At 43.6% G+C, this 25472-nt stretch carries 17 protein-coding genes and 1 pseudogene; 3 read left to right on the top strand and 15 right to left on the bottom strand.

Going from position 1 to position 25472, the window contains the following annotated elements; genetic code table 11:
* Positions 1 to 37 precede the first annotated feature (37 nt).
* From B158_RS0111220 to B158_RS0111210, 3 genes are all read right to left on the bottom strand, one after another.
* Positions 38 to 835, bottom strand: coding sequence for a TatD family hydrolase (locus B158_RS0111220; protein ID WP_018625475.1), 798 nt, complete (start codon positions 833 to 835; stop codon positions 38 to 40).
* 50 nt (positions 836 to 885) lie between these two features.
* Positions 886 to 2475, bottom strand: coding sequence for a peptide chain release factor 3 (prfC, locus tag B158_RS0111215; protein WP_018625474.1), 1590 nt, complete (start codon positions 2473 to 2475; stop codon positions 886 to 888).
* An 86-nt stretch (positions 2476 to 2561) separates the two neighbouring features.
* Positions 2562 to 3866 (bottom strand): mechanosensitive ion channel family protein, encoded by a 1305-nt coding sequence (locus B158_RS0111210; protein ID WP_018625473.1) that lies wholly within the window; start codon positions 3864 to 3866, stop codon positions 2562 to 2564.
* Between the two features lie 252 nt (positions 3867 to 4118).
* On the opposite strand from B158_RS0111210, the gene B158_RS0111205 reads away from it, so the two are divergent.
* On the top strand, positions 4119 to 7505 hold the full coding sequence (locus tag B158_RS0111205) for an EAL domain-containing protein (RefSeq protein ID WP_018625472.1): 3387 nt from the start codon (positions 4119 to 4121) through the stop codon (positions 7503 to 7505).
* A 4-nt stretch (positions 7506 to 7509) separates the two neighbouring features.
* Here the strand turns inward: B158_RS0111205 and rimI are convergent, their stop codons facing one another.
* From rimI to B158_RS0111175, 6 genes and pseudogenes are all read right to left on the bottom strand, one after another.
* Complete coding sequence (gene rimI, locus B158_RS0111200; RefSeq protein ID WP_018625471.1) at positions 7510 to 7968, bottom strand: ribosomal protein S18-alanine N-acetyltransferase; 459 nt, start codon at positions 7966 to 7968, stop codon at positions 7510 to 7512.
* A gap of 57 nt (positions 7969 to 8025) precedes the next feature.
* Positions 8026 to 8523, bottom strand: a complete 498-nt coding sequence (locus B158_RS0111195; protein WP_018625470.1) for a hypothetical protein — start codon at positions 8521 to 8523, stop codon at positions 8026 to 8028.
* Positions 8524 to 8550: 27 nt separating this feature from the next.
* A pseudogene (locus B158_RS13105) lies at positions 8551 to 9696 on the bottom strand (2-isopropylmalate synthase); the annotation flags it as partial.
* Positions 9697 to 9907: 211 nt separating this feature from the next.
* The gene (locus tag B158_RS0111185) at positions 9908 to 12376 is read right to left on the bottom strand and encodes an acyl-CoA dehydrogenase (protein ID WP_407635768.1); all 2469 of its coding nucleotides are present in this window, start codon (positions 12374 to 12376) and stop codon (positions 9908 to 9910) included.
* Positions 12377 to 12407: 31 nt separating this feature from the next.
* On the bottom strand, positions 12408 to 13037 hold the full coding sequence (locus B158_RS0111180; protein WP_018625466.1) for a TetR/AcrR family transcriptional regulator: 630 nt from the start codon (positions 13035 to 13037) through the stop codon (positions 12408 to 12410).
* Positions 13038 to 13309: 272 nt separating this feature from the next.
* Positions 13310 to 13576 (bottom strand): glutaredoxin family protein, encoded by a 267-nt coding sequence (locus B158_RS0111175; protein WP_018625465.1) that lies wholly within the window; start codon positions 13574 to 13576, stop codon positions 13310 to 13312.
* A 133-nt stretch (positions 13577 to 13709) separates the two neighbouring features.
* Between B158_RS0111175 and B158_RS0111170 the strand changes: the two genes are divergently transcribed.
* On the top strand, positions 13710 to 14408 hold the full coding sequence (locus B158_RS0111170) for a hypothetical protein (RefSeq protein WP_018625464.1): 699 nt from the start codon (positions 13710 to 13712) through the stop codon (positions 14406 to 14408).
* A gap of 98 nt (positions 14409 to 14506) precedes the next feature.
* Here the strand turns inward: B158_RS0111170 and rlmKL are convergent, their stop codons facing one another.
* The 5 genes from rlmKL to B158_RS13100 all read right to left on the bottom strand — a co-directional run bounded on the left by rlmKL (position 14507) and on the right by B158_RS13100 (position 23884).
* Positions 14507 to 16663, bottom strand: coding sequence for a bifunctional 23S rRNA (guanine(2069)-N(7))-methyltransferase RlmK/23S rRNA (guanine(2445)-N(2))-methyltransferase RlmL (gene rlmKL / locus B158_RS0111165; RefSeq protein WP_018625463.1), 2157 nt, complete (start codon positions 16661 to 16663; stop codon positions 14507 to 14509).
* A gap of 70 nt (positions 16664 to 16733) precedes the next feature.
* Positions 16734 to 17762 carry a quinone-dependent dihydroorotate dehydrogenase gene (locus tag B158_RS0111160; RefSeq protein WP_018625462.1) on the bottom strand — a complete coding sequence of 343 codons (1029 nt, stop codon included), beginning with the start codon at positions 17760 to 17762 and terminating at the stop codon, positions 16734 to 16736.
* A gap of 115 nt (positions 17763 to 17877) precedes the next feature.
* Positions 17878 to 20508: a type I DNA topoisomerase gene (topA, locus tag B158_RS0111155; RefSeq protein ID WP_018625461.1), complete on the bottom strand. Its 2631-nt coding sequence runs from the start codon at positions 20506 to 20508 to the stop codon at positions 17878 to 17880.
* A gap of 164 nt (positions 20509 to 20672) precedes the next feature.
* Positions 20673 to 23159 carry an ABC transporter permease gene (locus B158_RS0111150; RefSeq protein WP_228127097.1) on the bottom strand — a complete coding sequence of 829 codons (2487 nt, stop codon included), beginning with the start codon at positions 23157 to 23159 and terminating at the stop codon, positions 20673 to 20675.
* Between the two features lie 8 nt (positions 23160 to 23167).
* Positions 23168 to 23884 (bottom strand): ABC transporter ATP-binding protein, encoded by a 717-nt coding sequence (locus tag B158_RS13100; protein ID WP_051082516.1) that lies wholly within the window; start codon positions 23882 to 23884, stop codon positions 23168 to 23170.
* A 50-nt stretch (positions 23885 to 23934) separates the two neighbouring features.
* On the opposite strand from B158_RS13100, the gene B158_RS0111140 reads away from it, so the two are divergent.
* Positions 23935 to 24570, top strand: a complete 636-nt coding sequence (locus B158_RS0111140) for an arylesterase (RefSeq protein ID WP_018625458.1) — start codon at positions 23935 to 23937, stop codon at positions 24568 to 24570.
* 43 nt (positions 24571 to 24613) lie between these two features.
* Here the strand turns inward: B158_RS0111140 and B158_RS0111135 are convergent, their stop codons facing one another.
* Positions 24614 to 25288 carry an OmpW/AlkL family protein gene (locus B158_RS0111135; protein WP_018625457.1) on the bottom strand — a complete coding sequence of 225 codons (675 nt, stop codon included), beginning with the start codon at positions 25286 to 25288 and terminating at the stop codon, positions 24614 to 24616.
* Positions 25289 to 25472 lie beyond the last annotated feature (184 nt).

Raw genomic sequence — 25472 nt, 5'->3', positions numbered from 1 at the left:
CAGGGGTTTTAGATAAATGTGAAATAATGAGATTTTATTAGTGGATACCCAATATCTGCTTACTGTTTCGAGTCGTTGCTGTGGCGATTTCATGCGCTGGCTCTTCCCGCAATTCAACTAAGGTATTGAAATTCTGGAATATATTCAGAGGTGTATTATGATCTTTAGTGTAATTATAAGGCTTCATATCTGGCGCGTCGGTTTCCAGAACTATATCAGATAAAGGTAATTCAGCTGCCAATGCACGCAGTTTTACGGCTCTTGGATAGGTCATGGCCCCACCAAAACCGAGTTTAAAGCCAAAGTCGCGATAACGCTTTGCCTGCTCCATGCTGCCATTGTAAGCATGCACAATGCCACCATTTTCAAAGTGTAAAGTCTTTAAATACAGCAGAATATCTTCATGGGATTTGCGGACATGCAAGATTACGGGAAGTCCGGCTGATTTAGCAATTTCTATTTGTGCCTTAAATAATGCTATCTGAGTTTTTCGATCGGCTTCCTTTTCGTAGTAATCAAGACCGATTTCACCGATTGCAGAAAGGTTGTTCACTGTTATCGCTAATTCTAAATCGTGCAGATGTTGCTTTTTATGCTCTTTGAGAAACATAGGATGCAAACCAAGTGCAACATGGACATCAGGTCTCAATGCTGCAAGCTGTCGCAGGTAACGCCATTTATCCTGCGTCACGCCAGGAATCAGGATCCCCTCGATTCCTACTTTATGCATGGTGCTTAGAATGGCATCCCGGTCCTTATCAAAAACCGGGAAGTCTAGATGACAATGGCTGTCGAAAAGTTTAATTTCAGGTTCTTTGTGCTTTGGTTTGAACATCCTATATTCTCTACCCTTTCCATCGCAGCACAGGATTAAATACGACCAGCCTAGTGCTCGCGCGTTTCAAAGAATCGAACATCTGGCCAGCGCTCAATGGCTAAATTCAAATTAACCATAGTAGGTGCTAGATAAGTCCAGTTGTCCCCTCCGTCCAGAGCCAGGTTATCGGCATTCTTACGTTTGAACTCTTCAAACTTCTTCTCATCGTCACACTCTACCCAGCGTGCCGTTGAGACATTTACCTGCTCATAGATACATTCCACTTTATATTCGTTTTTGAGTCGATGCGCAACCACATCAAACTGCAGCACCCCTACTGCACCCAATACCAAGTCATTGGAGGTTTGTGGGCGGAACACCTGAGTTGCACCTTCCTCGGATAGTTGAACCAAGCCTTTAATAAGCGCTTTATTCTTCAAAGGGTCGCGTAGACGAACTCGACGGAACAATTCAGGAGCGAAGTTTGGAATGCCCTTAAACTTGATAACCTCGCCTTCGGTAAAGGTATCACCAATCTGAATGGTGCCATGATTATGCAAACCGATGATATCACCAGCATAGGCTTCTTCGAGATGCTCTCGATCACCCGCCAGGAAGGTCAACGCATTACTGATCGTCATATCACGGTTTAATCGCACATGACGCATTTTCATGCCTTTGGTGTACTTACCGCTACAGATTCTGGCGAAAGCAATACGGTCACGATGCTGCGGGTCCATGTTAGCCTGAATCTTGAAGACAAATGCAGAAAAGGTTGGTTCAGTCGCTTCAACCATACGCTCATCGGCTTCACGGGCCAATGGCGATGGTGCCCACTTAACCAGACCATCCAACATGTGGTTAACACCAAAGTTACCAAGTGCCGTACCGAAAAAGACCGGAGTCAGCTTACCTTCCAGGAACTCCTGCAAATCAAATTCGTGACTGGCACCCTGCACCAGCTCCAGCTCTTCACGTAAATCGTTAGCAAGATAGCCAACCGCTTCATCAAGTTCCGGGTTATCTAACCCCTCAATGATGCGCACTTCTTGAATCTTATGGCCCTGTCCGGATTGATAGAGATATGTTTTATCTTCAAGGATATGGTAAACGCCTTTGAACTGCTTACCCATGCCGATAGGCCAAGTTACTGGCGAACAGTTAATTTTCAGGACATCTTCAACTTCATCCAGCAACTCGATTGGATCGCGAATATCGCGGTCCATCTTGTTCATAAAGGTGATGATAGGAGTGTCACGTAAACGGCAGACTTCCATCAACTTAATGGTTCTGGCTTCCACACCTTTAGCCGCATCAATGACCATCAAAGCGGAATCAACCGCAGTTAGAGTTCGATAGGTATCTTCTGAGAAGTCTTCGTGTCCGGGAGTATCCAACAGGTTGACCGTGCGGCCACCGTAAGGAAACTGCATCACCGAAGTAGTCACTGAGATACCACGCTGTTTTTCCAGCTCCATCCAGTCCGACGTTGCATGCTTACCGCCACGCCCTTTAACCACCCCCGCTTCCTGGATCTGGTTGCCGAACAACAGAACCTTTTCGGTAATGGTAGTTTTACCGGCATCCGGGTGTGAAATAATGGCAAAGGTACGGCGATTCTCAATTTGAGACACTAGCTTTGAATCAGTTTTCGACATGCGACTCTCTTACGTAAAACATGGGCGGAAGCAATAAGGCGGCAATTATAAGCGTTTGCCGCCCATTGTCATAGGCTGTAGGGCAATTAGCAGGATTTATTTTGCTCAGCTTCGGCTCTGATTGCAGGTTGACTATATGCGCCCTCCTCTCGTCCAAAGGCCAGCGACCTGACATCATATCCTGTCGGCGACTGATGCACTCTTAAGCCAAACTCGGGCAGTACAGCAAAAATATGATCAAATATATCTGACTGAATTCCCTCATATTTAGCCCAATCAGTCGTTTTGGTAAAAGCATAAATTTCTAATGGAATACCACTAGCAGCAGCTTCCATCTGTCGAACCATTAAGGTCAATTCTTGGTGGATCTGTGGGTGATTTTTTAAGTAATTCAATAAATAGGCTCTGAAAGTCCCTAAATTGGTCAAGCGACGACCATTAATTCTCAAGGACATATCAAGGCCATTCTCTTCATTATACTTTTTGACTTCATCCAGTTTCTGCTGAAGATAAGGAGCTAGTAACTTTGACTTACTTAATTTCTCAATGGCCTCATCAGTTAAGAACTCAACAGTACTGGAATCAATCAAAACAGAACGCTTGATCCGTCGACCACCCGACTCCATCATTCCGCGCCAGTTCTTGAATGAGTTTGAAATTAAGGCATAAGTTGGAATGGTGGTTATGGTCTTGTCCCAATTCTGAACTTTGACCGTTGTCAGGCCAATTTCAATCACATCACCATCTGCACCATATTGCGGCATTTCCAGCCAGTCACCAACTTCCAGCATATCATTGGCAGATAACTGAATGCCCGCAACCAGACCAAGAATAGGATCCTTGAACACTAACATGACTACTGCAGTCATGGCCCCTAAGCCACTCAGAATCAGTATTGGAGATTTTCCGGCTAAAATTGAAATAGCCAAAATAGCTACTACCAACACCGCCAAAATTTTAATGCTCTGGAATATGCCTTTAAGCGGTAATGCCTTGGCTTCAGTTTTCTTTTGCCCCATTAAATAAAGCGCATCTAAAAACGAGAAGATGGTTAGCAAAGCAAAGAGCTGGATCCACAATAGGGTAATGGTCTGAATCCAGTTCAAGACAATAGATTCTGGCATTAACCAGAGCCCCGCCTGAATATAGATAATGATACCCTGAATCATCAGAGCGAACCGGTTAAACAGTTTATTTTCGAATAGGGAGCGCTTCCAAAGCTTCTTCGATTGGCGAGCCCGATTCTCCACAAAACGCAACACCACACGGTGGAGAATCAAGTGCACCACGACAGATATCAGGACAATAAGACCCAATACTGAAGCAAGCGCTGTCATATCCGAAAACTCAACGCCGTGATTTTGAAGCCATTCTGTAATCTTTTGCTGCATAATTTGGTTTTAAAAGTACCGAGTAGTTGCCACTAGGCTAGTTATTTAGGAGTCTGTGTCAAGTTTATCACCTGCAAGAGATTTATATTTATTAAGTCCTGAGAACGCTTAGGGTGATTACCTACACTGTATCAAATTCAACATTAGTTGAGCATTTCCTAATAAACTGCTATAAACGATGTAGCGTAGAGGCCTATTTAAGCATAACTAGATTCCGCTTCTACTTTGCCCAGGGGGGATGACCCGATAAGTATGCTAACAAAGCTCAGAAGTCTTCAAAGCTCTGACCGTTCCGTGTCAGCCTGGGTTATTACATTAGTCATCTCAATGGGCATTGTTCTGGTTTTACCCGAACCAGAGCTAAGTAGAGGCCTTGCCTCATACCTGCCACTCCACACCACTCTCGAAATAATCGCAATAGCAGTTGCCTGCATGGTGTTCGGAATTGCCTGGGTTACCCAAAAATTTCAACCCAGCTCCAAGGTTATAATATTGGGCACAGGAGCGCTTTCAGTTCTCCTTTTAGATATTACCCACACAATTTCTTATCAGGGCATGCCCTCCTTTATAACACCAAGCGGTCCCGAAAAAGCTATCAACTTCTGGTTGGCTGCCAGATTTATGATGGCTATGACATTACTATTTGTGGCCTGCATCAACTACAGAGTCGAACAAAAACTGACTAAAATTTCACGCTACTTCTGGCTGTCACTGGCGCTGGTTATAGTTGCACTATTTCATATTTGGTTTCTCTATTTCCCCCAGTCAGTGCCGGCCACCTTTAACCAGGGAGAAGGGCTAACTAGTTTTAAGGTGATTGCGGAATATGTACTGATTGGCATTTACTTGCTTTCCGGCTTTTTGCTCATTACACAGCTAAGCCATGTAAGAGAGTTTGGCGTGAATTGGCTGGTGGCTGCCGCAGTAACTATGGCCATGAGTGAATTCTTTTTCACTATGTATGCTAACGTATCGGATATGTACAACCTGATTGGACACGTCTATAAAGTTATTGCTTTTAGCTTTCTATATAGGGCTTTATTTGTGGAAACAGTTCAAAGTCCTTTCCTCAACATGCTCCAACTTCAGGCTAAACTCACTGCTACCATTGATACACTACCCGACATTTTGGTAGAAGTTGATTCCAAAGGAAATCATGTGGAGATTCACTCCAGCGACCCTAAACTCCTCATCGATAAACCTGAAAACCTGGTGGGTAAAAACATCAAACAGGTGATGAGTAAAGAAGCGGCCAGGACTTGCTTTGAAGCTATGGAAGTTGCAGACAAAATCGGTATATCGAGGGGAGCAAGAATTAAATTAAATACCCAAAGTGGTGAGCATACTTTTGAATTGTCAATTGCTCGAAAAGTATCTCAAGCGAGTAAACACCCAACATTTTTAATACTTTCTCGTGATATTAGTAGTACGATTGAATTCGAGCAGCAAATAGCTCATGAAGCAAAGCTTAATAAACATCTTCTCGAGCTTCAAAATCACCTCCATGTGGGGGGTGAAAAACACTTTATGCAACATAGCGTAGATACAGCAGAAAATCTTACCGATAGTTCCATCGCATTTATTCACTTTATTGATGAGACCCAAAAAATAATCAAGATAGTTACTTGGTCGACCAATACTTTGACTCACCACTGCACAGCAAATTTTGAAAGTCACTATCCAATTGATCAGGCAGGGGTATGGGCAGATGCAATACGCACGAAACGTCCAGTGGTCATTAATGATTATCAGGATAGCAGCGCTAAAAAAGATTTACCCGAAGGGCATGCTTATTTAAAACGATTTATTAGCCTACCAGTGATAGAAAATAACAAAGTAACAATGATGGTTGGGGTTGGTAATAAAGAAAGTGACTATAATCATCAGGATGTTGAAACACTACAAATCTTAGCGAATACCATCTGGAACCTGATAAAACAACGTTGGCAGGATACAACCATACGACGCCTGTCCACTGGAATCGATCAAAATCCTTACCCAGTTCTCATTACTGACACAGATGGAAAAATTCAATATGTCAATCGAGCCTTTACGGAAACGACGGGGTTCAGTGAGCAAGATGCAATTGGAAAAAGTCCCATAGACTTCAGTGCCGAGAACGACCCTGACAAAACCTTTAAAGCTATCTGGCGACAACTGGCAAGAGGAGAAGCATGGCGTGGAGAACTTATCAGTCAACGTCAGGATGGTTCTCAGTACACAGAATTTGCCATGATTTACCCTGTGCGTAATGAACAAGGTAAAATCATTAATTATGTTGCTCACAAGGAAGATATAACCCTCAAGAAAATTGCTGAAGAAAAAATACATCAGCTATCAAATTACGACCAGCTAACAGGTTTATTAAAACGAGAAATGCTCGAAGAGCGTCTACAACAACTGCTAGACGATAGCTTCAAACAGAAGCAGGCTATGACGGTGATATGGCTTGATCTGGATAACTTTAAAACCATTAACGACTCTCTTGGCCATCAGGTTGGTGATTTGATTTTAATAGAAATTGCTAACCGATTGCGCTTTGAGCTTGGTAAACAATCAATTATATCTAGAATTGCCGGAGATACATTTGCTGCAGTTCTTCCGGCAACTAACGAACATTCAGCTGCTATTATCGCTAAAAAGCTTCTTGAAAATATTCAGCGTAAAATTAAATTCAGTTCACACGCACTCTCCGTCAGCACCTCAATCGGACTCGCATTATCACCAAATGATGGCAACAGCTCAGCTAAGTTGATGATGAGAGCAGAAGCGGCAATGTACCGGGCAAAGCAGGATGGTCGAAATTCCTTCAGGTTCTTTGCTCAGGAAATGCAGGAACATTCACTTCGGTCATTACAATTATCAGCGGCCCTGAAAGATGCTCTTATTAATGATCAATTTCACTTGGTCTATCAACCACAACTCAACCTGACTGATAACACTATAGTCGGCGCAGAAGCCCTGCTACGCTGGGATCATCCAGAATGGGGAGCCATCTCTCCAGCAGAATTTATTCCACTTGCAGAGCAAAATGGTTTAATCGTAAAAATTGGCGAGTGGGTATTGCAGCAAGTAGCCAGACAGCAGAAACAATGGCTAAGCAAAGACCTTCCAGAAATTATCGTTGCAATCAATATTTCTGCTTTGCAGTTCCATCAACAAAATCTGGTAGAACGTATTTCCAAGATTGTCGAGGAAGCAGGCGTTTCACCAGACAATATTGAGATCGAATTAACTGAAGCGGTAGCCTTAAAAGATCCCGAAGTGGCTGGTAAAACCATTGATGCACTGAGCCAACAAGGTTTCAAAGTTTCAATCGATGACTTCGGAACGGGTTACTCATCCATGAGTTATCTGAAACGCTTTGCTGTACATAAACTAAAAATAGATCAATCTTTCATCAAAGATATTGTGACTGATATAGATGACCAGGCAATTGTTACAGCAATTATTCAAATGGCTCATAGTCTACACAAAACAACTATTGCGGAAGGTGTAGAAACTCAGGAGCAGATAGAATTCTTAAAGTTGAAAGGTTGTGAAGAAATTCAAGGCTACTGGTACAGCAGGCCCTTAGTTACAGAGCAATTCGAAGCTTTTCTATTAGCCAGTAACTCGAAAACCACAAAGATAAATTAATATCCTATAGCACTCGCTCCATCACCAGTGCATCCTCTCTACCATCAGCTGTCTTGTAATAATCTTTACGTAAACCAATCTCTACGAATTCCTGTTTATGATAAAAGTCTATCGCGATCTGATTGGAAGCACGCACTTCTAGAATGACTTTCACCATCCCTGACTCCTTTGCTCTCTCATACATGGCTGAAATTAACAGGCTTGCCACTCCCAGGCCTTGAAAGCCAGGGTCAGTCACAATATTCATGAGGTGGCACTCATCATACAGATAGTTAAATATGGCATACCCAATAATCGCCCCGCCTTGCTCTAGAACCAGACTGGGATAGCCCGACTCTATACACTGTGCGTGAATCTTATCCGACCAAGGTAGTTTGTAGGCTCTGTTTTCAATGGCGCAAACCTGCTCTAAATCAGCACCAGTCAGCGGGCGCACATGATAGTCATTATCAGGATAAAACATCTATTTGTTGGCCGGTATGATAGATTGATTGGGTGGAGGGTTTAAATAACAAATCGACTAGACAAGACTCTGTAACAATTGCCACCAGCCTTTCTTATCACCGGCTGATTGCCAGTTAAGGCTTGGAACATGTTCAGTAGTGAGGTTGGCTAATTCGGCTGGTTGGTCTGTAGAAAGCAATAGGCGCTTATTTTTAAGACTCTGAACTGGTTTAAAATCAGCCTCCGCATCACGCTGTTCTACCAATTGCACTAAACTCAATGGTAGTTCTGTGCCCTGCCACTGTAGCCAGACCTGCTCCAGCACCTTGAAATTTTTCTCTATTAGGTTTAAATCCTGCTCGGCTGTGACAAGTACGCAGGTTTTGGACTGAGAGTTACCCGAAATTGTCACAAAACCAATGCCTGTATCAGACTTAGCTTCCGACTGAGTTGCACTTTTTGAGTCGGCATGACTCTCGTTAACTGATGAGTCAGCCTCTGCAACAGCTGCCTGTCTGGAAACCCAGACAGGCAAGCCAATAGCTTCAAGATATGAACGATTCCAGACGGTCATTACAAATTAATACCGAGCTTAGCGCTTTACTAGAGTTAGCAAATCTTCATCCAAAATGTCGTGCTTCTGATCAGCAAGCTTTTTGAAAGCCACGAAAGCATCATGCAAGTCGTCATTGTTATCGAACTGCACACCTAACTGTGCCAAGTGGCTCTTAAACGCATTACGTCCAGAGTGCTTACCAAGAACCATACGATTATTGGCCCAACCCACATCCTCTGCGCGCATAATTTCGTAGGTCTCACGATGCTTTAATACGCCATCCTGGTGGATACCAGACTCATGAGCGAAAGCATTATCGCCAACAATCGCTTTATTAGGCTGTACGGCAAAGCCAGTGATCTTAGAGACAAGTTGCGAAGTAGGAACAATATGGCGAGTATCAATATCCACTTCCACATCAAAATAATCAGGGCGAGTTTTTATAGCCATAACCACTTCCTCCAAAGAAGCATTACCAGCACGCTCACCCAAACCGTTGATAGTACATTCCACCTGGCGAGCACCTTTTTGCACTGCCGCCAAAGAGTTTGCAACTGCAAGACCTAAATCGTTATGACAGTGAACTGAGAAAATCGCTTTGTCTGAATTAGGAATACGCTGAATCAATTGCTCAATGGTATTTGCATACTGATCTGGCAGGTTATAGCCGACAGTATCAGGGATATTAATGGTACGAGCACCTGCATCAATCACCTGCTCGATGATTTTGCACATGAAATCTAACTCAGAGCGACCGGCATCCTCACAAGAAAACTCAACGTCTTCACAAAGACTGCGTGCAAATTTAACTGACTTCACCGCATGTTCGATAACCTGCTCAGGCTCCATTTGCAGTTTATATTTCATATGTAATGGCGAAGTTGCAATGAAGGTATGAATACGGCCAGAATTAGCACCTTTAAGCGCATCACCGGCAGCCTGAATGTCTTTCTCCATTGCGCGAGATAGCGAACAAATGGTGCTATCTTTAATGTTATCCGCCACCAATTTGACCGCTTCAAAATCACCTGGGCTGGCAATGGCAAAACCGGCTTCAATCACGTCAACCTTCATTAACTCCAATTGTTTAGCGATTTCCAGTTTTTCTTCTTTATCCATAGACGCGCCCGGGCTTTGCTCGCCATCGCGCAAGGTGGTATCGAAAATCACTAATTTATCTTTTTGACTCATATAATATCTACTCCAATAAGGCCTAAATCAGCATCACAGGCTGGCGGGCCAACTTCATTCATCCCTTAAGGATACCAAATATTCAGGACCTAAGATAAGGTTTGATGACAGGTTAGACCAACATTTTCTCTATTTGTTAATAGATTCTTGATAATCATCAAGCATAAAAAAAGCAGGGACAAAGCCCTGCTTCTTTAGGTAAAACCAGCAATTAGCTGGATTTACTCTTTTTCTTCTTCGGCTTATCTTCCACTACGCCTGAGATTTCTTCATGCGAATAGTCATCCACCTGAATCACATCCATACGAGCTTCTTCGGCATCAACCAGAATTTGCTGCTCTTCTGCATTGATAATACCTTTTTCGATAGCCTGTTCAATACGCTCCATATTGGTAGCATGCTTGTCCAGCTCACCAGCCTTCATGGCTTTGCGTAACTTGCGACGCACTTCATCTGCTGCCAACACTTTCAAGAACGCTAGCTCAACTCGGCCCGTAACATCATCAGCAGTTTTACCCACATAAGCATATTCAGTAATACGGTCACGGATTTCACAGTTTTGCATCATCGGCTTAACAATTTCCTGCTCCAGCCTATCGGATGGGTAGGAATAGCTTTTACCGTATGGGAACGCGATGAAACGTAAGACTTTACCTACCGCCTTAATCGGGAAGTTTTCGTAGAAATCATAGAAAGCTTCCTGGATCTTATGCAGACCGTACTCCATATTCCACTTCACATAAGGCAGGTCAGCTAAAGGACGGTCATTATCCTGATAGTATTTTAATACTGCAGAACACATATATAGATGACTCAACACATCTGCCAAACGGGCTGACAAACGTTCTTTACGTTTTAAGTCACCGCCCAGAATACCCATGGCAATGTCAGAGGTTAACGCTAGTGCAGAACTCATACGAGTCAGGTGCTGGTAATATTTACCGGTTTGTCCGCCAACAGGCTTTTTGGCAAATTTTGAAGCACTTAAGCCCAAGGCAAAAGTACGTGCGAAGTTACTGACACCATAACCGATATGACGGAACAGCAGACTATCAAAACGCTTAACACCTTCTTCCGTATCTTCCATCTGTGCTGCCAACATTTCGCGGAAAACATAAGGATGGCAACGGATAGCTCCCTGACCGAAGATCATCAGGTTACGGGTCAGGATATTGGCACCCTCAACCGTAATACCAATTGGCTGACTCATATAGCCATTGGCAAGATAATTACGCTCACCCATGATAATGGCGCGGCCACCATGAATATCCATTGAATGATTCATGATTTCACGACCCATTTCTGTCATGTGATATTTCGCTATCGCTGACACTACTGATGGTTTTATGCCTAGGTCAACCGCGCCAGCAGTCATCACGCGACTCGCTTCGGTTCGATAAGCCAGACCAGCAATACGAGCCATGGCTTCTTCAACACCTTCAAAACGACCAATCGGTGTTTTGAACTGTTCACGAACTAATGAATAGGCACCTGTCATGCGATAAGACAATTTTGCTACCGCAGTACCCATCGCTGGCAATGAAATCGAACGCCCTGCTGCCAAGCTTTCCATCAACATTCTCCAGCCTTGACCGGCGAACTCTTGACCACCAATCAACATGTCCATCGGAATGAAAACGTCTTTACCAGTAGTCGTTCCGTTCATGAACGCCTGATTCATTGGCAAGTGGCGCTGACCAATTTCAACTCCAGGGTGATCTGCAGGAATTAAAGCACAGGTAATACCATAGTCTTCTTTATCACCGATTAGATTGTCAGGGTCATAAAGCTTGAATGCCAGACCGACAATAGTAGCTACAGGAGCCAGAGTGATATAACGCTTGTTCCAGGTCAGCTTGATACCAAGAACTTCTTTACCCTGATATTCGCCTTTACAGACAATACCTTTATCCGGAATCGCACCCGCATCAGAGCCAGCTACCGGAGAGGTCAAAGCAAAACATGGAATCTCTTCGCCTTTAGCAAGACGAGGAAGGTAATGATCTTTTTGTTCCTGCGTGCCGTAATGCAATAACAGCTCACCAGGCCCTAACGAGTTAGGTACCATCACAGTTACCGCAGCGCTACCGCTACGTGTGGCAATCTTGGTGACAACCGTTGAGTGCGCCAGTGCTGAGAAACCTTTACCACCGTACTCTTTAGGAATAATCATTCCCAGGAAGCCTTTATCTTTAATGAACTGCCATACTTCTGCTGGTAAATCCTTACGCTTATGAACAATGTCCCAATCATCAAGCATAGAACATAGCTCTTCAGTTTCATTATCAACAAACGACTGCTCTTCTTCAGTTAAAGCAGGTTTCGCGATAGTCAGCATTTTGTTCCAGTCAGGATTACCGCGGAACAAATCGCCTTCCCACCAGACATCACCAGCTTCTAATGCGGTTTTTTCTGTCTCGTTCATTGGCGGTAATACTTTTTGCATGAACAAGTAAGCCTTTCTAGAAATCCAGTCAATTCGTAAGTCTGGCAGTAAATAGAAAGTTGCAACTACTGCAAAGATTAGTAGTGAAATGAATAATCCCCAGGTAAACCCACCATGAATCCATAAAACAACTAAAGCTACTGCATTAATGATCATTGCTTTTTTCATTGCCATACGCTGATAGGCACAAAAGCCCACCACCAGCAACATCACAACAATCTGTAATAAACCCATCATTTCAAATTACCTCAAAAATTATTCAATGTTACGCTTTCATACCGGCTGCAAGGAATGGCACCATTTCTTTGATCACATCCTCAACACCCAAATCTCGATTAAAGTCAGCTTGTGAAATCTGACGTAATGCTTCACTGCCACCTAATGTAAAAATCATACTGCCCAGCATGTAGTGCAATCGCCAGAAAATCTGATCGATTGTCAGACTGGGATAGCCTTTTTGGAAAAGATGAGTAAAGCGAACCAGTACATGACCATATTTGTCGGTTACATAACGACGAAGGTGGCCTTGTGTTTCTGCATAAGCTCGACCCAATAGACGCATAAAGATAGAAATTGCATTATCGCGACGTGAATTCAGACTCAGCAAAGGCTTAATCAGAGCATTTAGCAGCTTTTCTGCTTCAAGTTGAACTGGCTCAAGTTGCTCCAAAGTCATCAACTCAAGGCTCAGCTCTTTAGTGAAATCCTGCAAAAAACGGTCAAACACAGCCTGAATGAGGGACTTCTTTGAGCCGAAATGATAATTCACGCTAGCCAGATTCACTCTCGCCCGCGTGGTAATCGTTCTAAGGCTGGTCTCCGCAAAGCCCCGCTCTGCAAAGAGTTGCTCCGCAGCATCCAGTATTCGACTCTTGGTCGACTCAGTTTTAGTCATGCTTAAACTATCCTGCTCAATCAATTCCAAACAACTGTTTGAAACATACGTTCAAACCCAACCTTTGTCAAGCATCTGAGTCAAGGAGGGGGAATTAGGATTAGTCAGGATTGGAGCTGGCTAGTAATAACCTAGAAGTAAAAAGTAGTCACAGTAAGAATGAAAATTCCCTAGGGTATGAACAGTGCAACTAGCTTTTCTTCTAATAAGAATTAAGAGGTCTACTCAAGAGAAACGAAATGGTTAATGGAAAGTAAGATTTACATCGGACACTATTTTAAATTCAGCCAAAGACGAAGTTGTTCGTAATCGAATGGCCAGTTTAATTCATCACCTTCTTTCTCTTTTTTTAAAACTGGAATTGAATAACGATATTGTTCGAAAATTTTATCATCATCGATAATGTCGAAAGGAATAATTTGATAGTGAAATTGATCCTTATATTGATGTGATATTTCAGTCAGCATTGCTTCAACTTTTTCACACAAATGACAACCAAAAGTTGTATAAAAAAATATTTTTTGCGTTTTATCATTCATTTTTGTTAAAAAACATTAAAAAAGATTCGTTATTTGCAACTTTAGCATAATTAATTATTAACTTTCTAAAATTCTTTCCGTATAATTTGATTGAATTTTAATCAAAACATCTCGCAACACAGGGGAAATGACCATGGCTAAAAAACCAGTAAAAAAATCTGCTTCTAAAGGTACAACTATGAAGCAACTTGAAGCGGCAGAAAAGAAAGCTGCAGCCGCAGTAAAGAAAGCTCGTGACGCTGCCAAGAAAGCAGGTGACAAAGCGAAAGCTGCTGCTGACAAAGCTAAGGGTAAGTCTACCAAAGCTGCGAAAGCCGCTGCCAAGAAAGCCAAAGAAGCTGTTCGTAAGGCTAAGACTGCCGTTAACCAGGCCGTTAAAGCTCACGACACTACTAAGTCTGCATTAGCTGATGCAAAAGCCGCTGCAACTAAACAAGCTGCTTTAGAAAAAGCAATTGCCAAGTTTGAGAAAGACTGGGCTGCTAAAGAAGCAAAGAAAAAAGCTGCTGCAGATAAGAAAGCTGCTGCTAAAGCTAAAAAGAAAGCTGCTGCTGACAAGAAGAAAGCTGCTGCTAAAGCCAAAGCCGCTGCTGCTAAAGCGAGAAAGAAAGCTGCTGCTGATAAGAAGAAAGCTGCTGCTAAAGCTAGAGCCGCTGCTGCTAAAGCAAAAGCTAAAGCTAAAAAGAAACCAGCCAAGAAAAAAGCTCCTGCAAAGAAAAAAGCACCAGCCAAGAAAAAGGCTCCTGCTAAAAAGAAAGCTCCCGCTAAGAAAAAAGCACCAGCCAAGAAAAAGGCTCCTGCTAAAAAGCGCGTAGCTAAGAAGAAAAAGTAAGTCTTAGGACTTATTAATAAAAAACCCAGCTTAGGCTGGGTTTTTTTGTACCAAGTAGTTGGCAAAGCTTGGATTAATTTCCAGTTAGTTCTAAAAGTTTAACTTTTATGCTGAATTAACCAACACCTGTGATGATTTCGACTCTTTTGAAAGTCAATTGGCAAGGTTCTTGCTGTGATTTCCTGCACTTCGAACATTTCCAATAACTCTTTTTCCATTTCAAACTTTTTGAAGTTGTTTGAAAAGTAGAGTTTTCCCTTGCTGTCCAGCAAATTCATAGTCTTTTCGATTAAATCAACCTGATCCCTTTGCACATCAAAGGTTGTATCCATCCGCTTCGAGTTAGAAAAGGTTGGTGGATCCAAGAATATAAGATCATATGTCCTTTGACCTTGCGCCTCATCTAACCACTGCAAACAATCAGATTGGATAAATTCATGACCATATATTGGAATATTATTTAGCCCAAAATTCTTGATAGCCCAATTCAAATAAGTCTTCGACATATCAACTGTGGTAGTTTTTGCCCCACCTTTTGCTGCATAGACACTGACAGAGCCGGTATAGGCGAATAGGTTGAGGAATCGCTTCTCTTTGGCCTCAGCCATGATCATTTTGCGTGTTTTTCGGTGATCAAGGAACAGGCCTGTATCGAGGTAACGGTTGAGATTTACATAAAACTGTAGTCCTTGCTCGTTTACTACCTGGAACTGCTCTTCTTCACTTTGCTTTTGATACTGCCAATCACCTTTTTGGCGCTGTCTTTGCTTAAGTGCAATTTCAGCCTCAGGAATCTGTAGCAAGCCCGATGTAACACGAACAATTTCATTGAGACGTCGTTGTGCAACTTTAGCAGGAATGTCTTTTGGGGGTGCGTACTCCTGAATATGAACCATGTCATCATAAACATCGATAACGGCTGAATACTCAGGCAGATCGGCATCGTATAGACGATAACAGGTTACATCGTTTTGCTTGAGATAGGATTTGAGACGTTGCTGATTTTTGATAATGCGATTCTTCAGCATTACAGCGCCATCCGATAAATTCTTATCCCAGTCTGGATTAACGACAGTTGGGTCGAAAGGCTTATAAAAGTTCTCGTCCTTAACATCAAACAGGTATAGCTGGCAGTCAATGGCACCATTCTTAAATTTATACTGTTTATGTGAGCGCATACCCATGGCTTTGGCGAATACAGGTTCATTGGTAATGATGGCAGCCTGCCAGCCAATACAATGGCTTTTTATATATTCACCAAAGTCTCGATATAATTGCATGACCTCATCTTCTTCACCAAGGCGTTCCGCGTATGGCGGATTAGAGACCAACAGTCCCGGCTCATTAAACACCTCAAGTTTAGGACGTCTAATATCCTGCTCTTTGAGTTCTATGAGGTCGCCAAAGTCTGCATTACGAATGACTTCTTTAGCTAACTCAAGGCTCTTTCGGTGGCTGTCTGAGCCAATAAATCGATTATTTATTGCCAGTTTATTTTTATTAAATTGCCGACGAGCTGTGGCGACAGTCGTTTGCCATAATTCTGCATCATGCTGCTTCCAGTTCTCGAACGAGAAAGATGGATTGAATAGGCCTGGTGCCATATCGCAGGCAATCATAACCGCTTCAACCAACAATGTTCCCGTACCACACATAGGGTCATGGAAACTGTATCCCTGTTTCGATAACTCGGGCCAGCCAGCTCGAATCAACAGCGCAGCAGCCAGATTTTCTTTAATCGGAGCACGGCCAGATGTGGGTCGATAACCACGTTGATGAAGACTGCGTCCCGCCAGGTCAATACCTACTTTAAGCTGGCGACCATTAACAATTGCATGAATTCGATAATCGGGGTTGTCTTTATCTACAGAAGGACGTTGCTCATAGCGATCTTTATAATAATCAACTAATGCATCTTTTACCTTCTGTGCGGCAAAGCCTGAATGTCGAATATCAGAATTTTTACGCGCGATAGCATCCACGACAAAAGTCTGCTGCATATCAAAATGCCAGCTCCATTCGATACTATTCACCTTCTGGTACATATCTTCGACAGAATTAATTTCTTCATCCAACAGACAAAGATAAATACGATTGGCTAAACGTGAATAAAGACAGGCCTTATAAGCGAGCTCGAGGTCGCCTTCAAAAACGATATGTGAAGGATGTTCTTTAAGATTGGTAGCGCCAAGAGAGGTCAGCTCTTCAATTAATAGAGCTTCTACACCTTTAGGACAACTGGCATAAAATTGCATGATCACGAACAATAAATGAAATAGCCGTCATTATAACGGCTATTAGTTGAGTTTGCTTTGAAAGTTTATGTTATTGGCTTTGTTGGTGCTCTTTGAGTGCCTTCGCCACCTCATAGACCAGTTGCGGACCATGGTAAATAAATCCTGAATAGATTTGAACCAGCTTGGCGCCAGCCTCAATTTTATCGATAGCACTCTGTTCATCAGTTATACCACCGACACCAATAACAGGAATTGAGTCGTCCAGAGCTTCGACCAGACGTTTAATCACCTTGGTTGACTGGCTGGCAAGCGGCTTGCCACTCAAGCCACCCTGTTCTTCGGCGTATTTCAAGCCTTCGACCTTACTGCGATCAAAGGTGGTATTGGTCGCAATAATGCCGTCCAGTTCAAATTGCCTGAAAGTATCAGCCAGCTGATCAATATCAGTTGCAGACAGATCAGGGGCAATTTTAATGGCTAACGGCTTATAAACTTTATGTTCCTGTTGCAGTTCCTGTTGTTTCTTTTTCAGGTTCTCAAGCAGACTCTTCAAGGTTTCGCCAAACTGCAAGTCACGCAACCCTGGTGTATTCGGCGAAGAGATATTGACGACCATATAATCGGCACGACGATATATCTTTTCCATGCCAATCAGATAATCATCAACCGCTTTTTCCACTGGTGTATCAAAGTTTTTACCGATATTAATTCCAAGCACACCAGTGAATTGGGCTTTTTCTACATTATTCAGCAGAGCATCAACACCATCATTATTGAAACCCATGCGATTAATAATAGCTTCGGCATCTTTAATTCGAAACAGACGAGGCTTTGGGTTGCCTGGCTGTGGGCGAGGTGTGACGGTACCTACTTCAATGAAACCAAATCCAAAATGGCTCAAGGCATCAATATATTCACCATTTTTGTCCAGTCCAGCAGCAAGTCCAACACGATTTGGAAACTTGATACCCATCACTTCAACCGGATCATCAATCTGAGTTTGAGACAACAGGCCCGACAGTTTTAGTCGATTGAGCAGATTAAGACTGTTCAGCGACAAGTGATGCGAACGCTCGCCATCCAGCATAAACAAAAGTGATCGTAGTAATGAATACATGCAGTTGCCCCAACTGATTTCAATTAAACGTGGTACAAAAAAGCCTGTCACCAACTTGATGACAGGCCGATTTTAACAAACAACGTGCGAATATACGCTTTATTTTTTGCAGCCGCTATTTTTGCGGTACCCACTTCCCATTTTCATAGAAAGCCGTCCAACCGCTGGCTTTGCCGTCATCTTTAACACCAGCCACGTACTGCTGACCGGTTTTACGACTGAACTTAACAAAAGTACGGTTGCCGTCTGGATCTTTGAGTGGCGCATCAGCCAGGAACTTATACTTTGGATCCAGTTTGTCTTTTACTGTGATCAACTCATCCACCGCCGGTGCACGAGTTTCACGATTACGCGGGAACTTGCTTGCTGCCAGGAAGATACCGGCAGCGCCATCGCGCAAGACATAATGGTCATCAACTTTCTCGCACTGTAGTTCAGGCATAGGTATCGGATCGGCTTTAGGTGGAGCAGGTTGACCATTTTTAAGCAATTTACGCGTGTTTTTGCAGTCTTCGTTGGTGCAATCAAAGTATTTACCGAAACGACCGGTTTTTAACTGCATGTCACTTCCACACTTATCGCACTCTAAAACTGGGCCATCATAACCTTTGATTTTGAATTCGCCTTTTTCAATCTCATAGCCATCACAATCAGGATTATTACCACAGATATACAGTTTAGTATTTTCATCAACCAAATAGTCATCCATGGTCGAATTACATTTCTTACAGCGCTTCTTATCGTGTAAATAACGCGCTTCCTCTTCCTCATCGGCGGCAATAAACTCCTCACCGGGAATCAGGTTAACGGTATTTTTACAGCGTTCTTTAGGCGGTAGTGAGTAGCCCATGCAGCCTAGGAACACGCCTGTACTGGCATTTCGGATCGCCATGTGGTTCGTTTTACATTTTTCACAGAGGATATCGGTTTCAACAGCTTCATTACGACGCATGCCACCGTCGGCTTCTTCTTCATCCGCTTTTTTCAGCTGCTTGGAAAATTCATCATAGAACTCATCCAGAGTAACCTTCCAGTTCTGACGGCCGGAAGCAATATCATCCAGATGTTTTTCCATGGTAGCGGTAAATGAATAATCGAGCAGATCGTTAAAACTTTCTACCAATCGCTCTGTGACAATCTCTCCAATCTTCTGCGCATAGAAACGACGATTTTCAAGACGGACATAACCACGATCCTGGATGGTTGAGATAATCGATGCATAGGTAGAAGGACGACCAATACCACGCTTTTCAAGTTCTTTTACCAAAGCTGCCTCTGAATAACGAGCGGGCGGTTTAGTGAAATGCTGCTTAGGCTCAAGCTTCTTAAGTTCAAGCATTTCGCCTTCCTTAACATTCGGCAACTCTTCGTCTTCAGCATTTTTCTTTTGCATTGGAAGAACTTTAGTCCAACCGTCAAAACGCATGACGCGACCGCGTGCTTTAAGCTCATAATCACCAGCCTGTACTTTCAAACTTGTCACATCAAATTCTGCTGGTAGCATCTGACAGGCGACAAACTGACGCCAGATAAGGTCATACAAACGCTCAGCATCTTTTTCCATGCCATTGAGATGACCTACTTTCTTGGCAACATCGGATGGACGAATCGCTTCGTGAGCTTCCTGTGCGCCTTCTTTGCTACTGTAACTGTTGGCTTCTTTTGGTAGATATTCTCCACCAATATTGGTTTTGATGTAATCACGACAAGACTCTACCGCATCCGCACTTAAGTTAGTGGAATCAGTACGCATGTAGGTGATGTAGCCAGCTTCATAGAGACGCTGAGCCATCATCATGGTTTTCTTAACCCCAAAACCCAATCGGGTACTGGCGGCCTGCTGAAGAGTTGATGTGATAAAGGGTTTAGGAGCTTTACTCTTCTGTGGTTTATCTTCGCGGGTAACCACTTTGTAGTCTGAGGACTTGAGAACTTCGAGCGCCTTGTTAGTCTCTTCTTCACTGTTAGGACGGAAATTTTTGCCCTGGTATTTATTAACCTGCAGTCGTAAATCATCTTTCGACTGGGTTAGAGTATTTGCATGAATATCCCAGTACTCTTCGGGGATAAATGCACGAATTTCACGCTCACGCTCAACCAATAGTCTTACTGCAACTGACTGAACGCGGCCCGCGGAAAGACCACGAGAAATTTTACGCCATAGCAATGGCGATACCATGAAACCCACAACCCGATCCAGAAAACGTCTCGCCTGTTGTGCATTTACATAATTCATATCCAACTCACCAGGCTTGGAGAATGCCTGCTGAATGGCTTTTTTAGTAATCTCGTTAAACACCACACGCTTAAAGCGACTCTCATCGCCATCTAATAATTCACGCAAGTGCCAGGCAATTGCCTCCCCTTCTCTATCCAAATCCGTTGCGAGATAGATAGTGTCGGCATCTTTAGCAAGCTTCTTTAATTCATTGAGAACTTTTTCTTTACCGGGCAAGACTTCATATTGTGCCTCCCAACTCTTTTCAGGGTTAATACCCATACGTGCAAAAAGCGCTGTTTTTTCTTTCAGCGCTTTTTGTTTAGCTTTTTCTTTTGGAGAGAGCTTGCGCGTCGCGGCTGCCTTTCGGGCTCTTTCTTTGGCGTCCACCGGTTTTTTATTCTGAGATCCGGTAGGCAAATCACGAATGTGACCGATACTCGATTTGACGATAAAGTCTTTTCCCAGGTATTTATTAATGGTTTTCGCTTTTGCAGGCGACTCCACTATAACCAAAGATTTTCCCATAAAAGTTCCAAAACTCGTTTGTTATCAATGAGTTGATTATATAAATTGGTCAAAGGGCAGAGATTAACCCTGCCCATTCCTTTTTTATTATTAACAATCTTTAATGGTCACTGTCTAGACTTTTTTTAAAAGCCTTGTCGAAAAGACAGTTTTGTCTCGTTATTTTACAATTGCCTTAGAACCTGATGTGCGGGTTGCTTGAGCAGGCTTTTGAGGCCCCACCAACCTGCCAGACAGATAAATGCAACGGCAATTAATGGCACCCATAACCAGAACCAGGGATGTAGAACTGGCTCTATATCCAGAGCTTCCTGATACAGCACGAAGACTAACACTTCCCCACCAATCACGCCAAGAATTCCGGAAAAGATTCCGAGTAATGCCAGCTCTGAAAGCAAGGTCATGCGAATAAACTTGGTTTGTGCGCCCAATGTTTTAAGCAAGGTGGAAGATAACACTCGCTCTTCTTTACTCGCCTGCAGCACTGCATATAGCACTGCAATACCAGCCAGCAGTACAAACAACATAATAAACTCAACCGCTGCTGTAACCTGATCCAGAATGGTTTGAACCTGCTCCATAATGGCATCGAGTTCGATAATAGTTACCGTTGGCATTTCGCGCAAAATAGTGTTCAAAGTAGGCTTCTTTTCCGCTGGTAAATAAAAACTGGTGATATAAGTCGCCATATTTTCATTCAACGCGCCAGGCTCAAAAATCATAAAGAAGTTCGGCTGAAAAGAGTCCCACTGAATTTCGCGGAAACTGGTGATTTTACCTTCTACATCCACCCCACCGATAGAAAACTCAAACACATCACCGATATCAACACCCAGTCGCCCTGCAAGGTTCTGATCAATCGAAAGTTGATAAACACCATCTTCATCAGGCTGGCCAGCATCATTCCACCATTCACCTTTAACGACGGTGTTGGCATTAGGAACATTTTCCACCCAGGTAAGATTCAGCTCACGACGCAATGATCCATCATTCTGCGCTTCTTCAGATACTGCTTCTTCAATAGGCTTGCCATTAAGGCCAGTAACCCGGCCGCGCACCATCGGATAAATACCTGCCGTCTCAACATTTTGTTCAGCAAGAATAGATTCAAGATTGGGCACTTCGCTGGGCTGAACGTTAATTAAAAAATGATTCGGAGCATCTTCTGGTAACTGACTTTGCCATTCATTCAGCAATTCGCTTCGTATGAGTACGGTTGAAAGCATGATGATAAACGCAAGGCCGAAAGCCGTTACCTGACTGATGGTAAATGCAGGGTAACGCTTAAGTTGACCGAGGCCATAACGAACGGCCGTTGATCCGCGTTTACCAATCCAGAGACCGACTTTGAATATCAGCCAGGCCATTAAGCGAATGATAACAAAGGCCACCAAAGCAACCGCTAATAATATTCCGACCAACTTCAATGAGCCACTTTGCCACCACATCAGAAGTGCCATAGTGAATATGGCTAGAAGATAAATCAGCCAGCTTGAAACGGGTTGCGGCACCATTTCTTTACGCAACACACGCAATGGTGACACCCGAGCAATCTGGAAAAAGGCAGGCAAAGCAAAACCTATCAGAACCACCAGACCACTCAAACCACCAGCAATCACTGGCGCCCAATTAATTGGTACCATGGGCTTCGGCAAGAAGTCTGCAAACTGAACAATAATCACTTGCTGGATCAACAAGCCTAACGCAACGCCAAGTGCCGAGCCAATTAACCCCATGATAATCAATTGAGATAAATACAGGCGATGGACCTGGGCAATCTGCATGCCCAGACAACGGTATATCGCGGCATAATCATAATGACGACGGCTAAAGCGACCGGCTGCCACAGCGATGGCAACACCGGCTAATACTACTGAAATCAAGCTAGCCAGACGCAGAAAAGTTTCAGCACGTTCAATGGAGGCCTGCAACGCAGGAGTGCCTTCTTTACCACCAGTTAATCGCTGAGTTTTATTCATTTGGGGTTTAACCCAGTCGATGAAATTTTCACGCGACTGAATGTCACCAGCAATAAATAAAGTATAGGAGACTCGGCTACCGGGTTGAATAATATTAGCTCGTTCGACATCGGCCTGATTGATGTAAACTTTAGGCGCCACGTTGAACATTTCGCTGGCCTGCCCCGGGCCACCGACAATCACACCGGCAATAGTTAATTGTATCGAACCAAAATCAACTGTATCGCCTTTTTCCGCACCCAAAACAGCCAGCACACGCGGCTCAACCCAGGCGGTTCCTTGTTCAGGTTGCGCCTGCATAGTTTGACCGCGAGTAAAAGGCTTATCTGCAATTTCAAACTCGCCTTTTAAAGGAAATTTACCTCCAAGAGCGGTCACACTGACCAGCTGAAACTCATCGCCTTTTGCCAGCACTGTTGAAAAGCCCGTTGACTCGGTCAACTCTAATCCATCGGAGCGCCCTTTTTCCAACCAATCGTGCTCAATAGGACGTGGCGATCTCAGAGTATAATCAGCTCCCAGAAACTCACTGCTCTGCTCGCCCATGGCACGATGCGTGCGATCCGTGATGGTGCCAATCGCAACCATCGCCATAACCGCTATCATGAGTGCAAAAAATAAAACCTTTACCTCGCCCGACTGCCAGTCTCGCTTAAATAAACGCCAAGCCATACCTCGCATTATGCCGTCTCCGCCGTTTTTGCCTGCTCGAATGACTCATTAACGCTATCTTCAATCACTTTGCCAGCCTCAAGACGCACCAAGCGCTGACAACGTTCAGCCAAACGGTCATCATGAGTCACCAGCACCAATGTCGTACCAAGCTGCTGGTTCAGGTCAAAAATCAGATCAATAATTTTTTCACCATTGGCAGTATCAAGATTACCGGTGGGCTCATCAGCAAATAAAATTTTGGGTTCCGACGCAAACGCCCGCGCAATGGCGACACGCTGCTGCTCACCACCTGACAATTGGTGAGGATAGTGATTCAAACGTTCAGCCAGCCCCACTTTCTCAAGCAATTCTTTAGCCTTAGTTTGAGCATTTTTATCTTCCTTCAACTCAATCGGCAGCATCACATTCTCAAGCGCAGTCAGGCCCGGTAATAAGTGAAAAGATTGGAAGACGAACCCAACATACTGCGCACGAACAGCTGCACGCTCATCTTCTGAAAGCTTGTGAATGGGGTGACCTGCAAGCTCCACCTCGCCTTCAGATGGCGTGTCCAAACCTGCCAGTAACGACAACAAAGTAGACTTACCTGAGCCTGATGCGCCAACAATGGCTACACTATCGTGTTCATTTACGGTTAAACTTACCTCCGATAGAATGGTCAGAGATTGTTCAGGCAGTTTGACGGTTTTCGTTAAATTATTGGTTGTTAACATTTTATTCATTGCTCATTGATACCATTGAGTTATCAAAAAATTAACCTAAGCATATCACTATGAAGATGAAATTGGCGTGGATTTTGTTTCTAGTTGTTGCGGTCTTTAACCTCCCAACAACTGCGAAAGCGCAAGAAAAACCCACTATTTTGGTGCTCGGCGATAGCCTGAGTGCTGGTTACAACATTGACGTTGAACAAGGCTGGGTCGAATTGCTGAATCAAAAACTACAGCAAGAAGGCTACCCGCACACTGTCATCAACGGCAGTATCAGCGGTGATACCACAACACAGGGCTTGTTACGCTTACCCACCCTGCTCGAACAGCATGACCCGGAGATCGTCATCATCGAGCTCGGCGGTAATGATGCATTACGTGGTACGCCGCCTAATGCCATAAAACGCAATCTCAGCAAACTGATTGATACCAGCAAACGCTCAGGTGCAGAGGTCTTGTTGCTCGGAATCCAGATTCCACCAAACTATGGCCAACGCTATGCACAGGCTTTCTTCGATAATTATGCCCAGCTGGCCAATGAAAAAAAGGTGAAGCTGGTTCCATTCTTTTTAGAAAACGTAGGTGGCAATGACGAACTGATGCAAGATGATGGCATTCATCCTAACGTAAAAGCACAACCAATACTTTTAGAAAACATCTGGCCGCAACTGGAGGCGCAAATAAAAAATGCCGGCTAACATCACGTCAAACCGGCATTTCACTCTTAACTAAATTAACTGCCTAGAATCGCCAGGCAAATCCCACCATTGCGACCCAAGGATCAATTTGTACATCCACAGTTGTTGCAGTAGCTCCATTCACTATAACATCTGCTTCAGTATCAATATCGACATACCAGACCGCTGTATTAAAGTAGAAATTGTTGCTGATTTTCCAATCTGCACCCATTTGTGCCGCTAGACCAAATGAATCATCCAATTCAAGCTGAACATCATTGGTGCTTAACGCCGCTTTAAGTTCAGGCGATGCTTTTTCTTCGAAGAATTTGGTGTAGTTAACACCTAGACCAAAATAAGGACTAAAGTCATCTGTGCCAAACTCTGGGTAGTACTGGAACGAAACCGTTGGTGGTAAGTGTTTAGTCTCACCGATGGGTAACCCAGCCAAATCACCAGAACCATTAATGTCATGTGTAAATGGTAATGCCGCCAACACTTCCAAACCCCAGTTATCGCTTAGCATCCAGGTGCCGCTAAAACCAACGCCTGTTGCTGAATCAACGCTAACGCCATCATTAGCCCCTAACACATTCGAGCTGTCATCATTAGGACTGACATGAGCGGCACCGACACGCAAAATAAAGTCGCCTTCTTTATGTGCAAATGCATCAACAGCTGTTAAATATAATACCGCGCCAACCGCTACCGCAGTTGCTGATTTGATAAGTTGTTTCATGGTGAATTTCCTTCTTTGTTTTAGACGCAACAAAGATAATCTACCCAAGATTTGAAAGATTGACCTGGATCAATGGTTATAAACCAGCAACTTAAGAGTTTGCTTTTTATTGATCGGGATCAAGTTATACGAAGGACGCGGATCGTGTTTTTGTTTGGTATTATAGATTAAATCTAAAGCTGAC

Origin of the sequence: Kangiella aquimarina DSM 16071, from assembly GCF_000374105.1 — a bacterium.
Taxonomy (GTDB): Bacteria; Pseudomonadota; Gammaproteobacteria; order Enterobacterales; family Kangiellaceae; genus Kangiella; species Kangiella aquimarina.
Note: the sequence above shows the minus strand (reverse complement) of the source record. Positions and strands in the feature narration are given on the sequence as shown.

Excerpts from the sequence above, each read along its gene's own strand:
- B158_RS0111180 (WP_018625466.1), bottom strand. The coding sequence starts at position 13,037 with ATGACTAAAACTGAGTCGACCAAGAGTCGAATACTGGATGCTGCGGAG.
- B158_RS0111140 (WP_018625458.1), top strand. The coding sequence starts at position 23,935 with ATGAAGATGAAATTGGCGTGGATTTTGTTTCTAGTTGTTGCGGTCTTT.
- B158_RS0111205 (WP_018625472.1), top strand. The coding sequence starts at position 4,119 with ATGCTAACAAAGCTCAGAAGTCTTCAAAGCTCTGACCGTTCCGTGTCA.
- rimI (WP_018625471.1), bottom strand. The coding sequence starts at position 7,968 with ATGTTTTATCCTGATAATGACTATCATGTGCGCCCGCTGACTGGTGCT.
- prfC (WP_018625474.1), bottom strand. The coding sequence starts at position 2,475 with ATGTCGAAAACTGATTCAAAGCTAGTGTCTCAAATTGAGAATCGCCGT.
- topA (WP_018625461.1), bottom strand. The coding sequence starts at position 20,508 with ATGGGAAAATCTTTGGTTATAGTGGAGTCGCCTGCAAAAGCGAAAACC.
- B158_RS0111185 (WP_407635768.1), bottom strand. The coding sequence starts at position 12,376 with ATGGGTTTATTACAGATTGTTGTGATGTTGCTGGTGGTGGGCTTTTGT.
- B158_RS0111175 (WP_018625465.1), bottom strand. The coding sequence starts at position 13,576 with ATGAATGATAAAACGCAAAAAATATTTTTTTATACAACTTTTGGTTGT.
- B158_RS13100 (WP_051082516.1), bottom strand. The coding sequence starts at position 23,884 with ATGAATAAAATGTTAACAACCAATAATTTAACGAAAACCGTCAAACTG.
- B158_RS0111135 (WP_018625457.1), bottom strand. The coding sequence starts at position 25,288 with ATGAAACAACTTATCAAATCAGCAACTGCGGTAGCGGTTGGCGCGGTA.
- B158_RS0111170 (WP_018625464.1), top strand. The coding sequence starts at position 13,710 with ATGGCTAAAAAACCAGTAAAAAAATCTGCTTCTAAAGGTACAACTATG.
- B158_RS0111195 (WP_018625470.1), bottom strand. The coding sequence starts at position 8,523 with ATGACCGTCTGGAATCGTTCATATCTTGAAGCTATTGGCTTGCCTGTC.
- B158_RS0111150 (WP_228127097.1), bottom strand. The coding sequence starts at position 23,159 with ATGGCTTGGCGTTTATTTAAGCGAGACTGGCAGTCGGGCGAGGTAAAG.
- B158_RS0111220 (WP_018625475.1), bottom strand. The coding sequence starts at position 835 with ATGTTCAAACCAAAGCACAAAGAACCTGAAATTAAACTTTTCGACAGC.
- rlmKL (WP_018625463.1), bottom strand. The coding sequence starts at position 16,663 with ATGCAATTTTATGCCAGTTGTCCTAAAGGTGTAGAAGCTCTATTAATT.
- B158_RS0111210 (WP_018625473.1), bottom strand. The coding sequence starts at position 3,866 with ATGCAGCAAAAGATTACAGAATGGCTTCAAAATCACGGCGTTGAGTTT.
- B158_RS0111160 (WP_018625462.1), bottom strand. The coding sequence starts at position 17,762 with ATGTATTCATTACTACGATCACTTTTGTTTATGCTGGATGGCGAGCGT.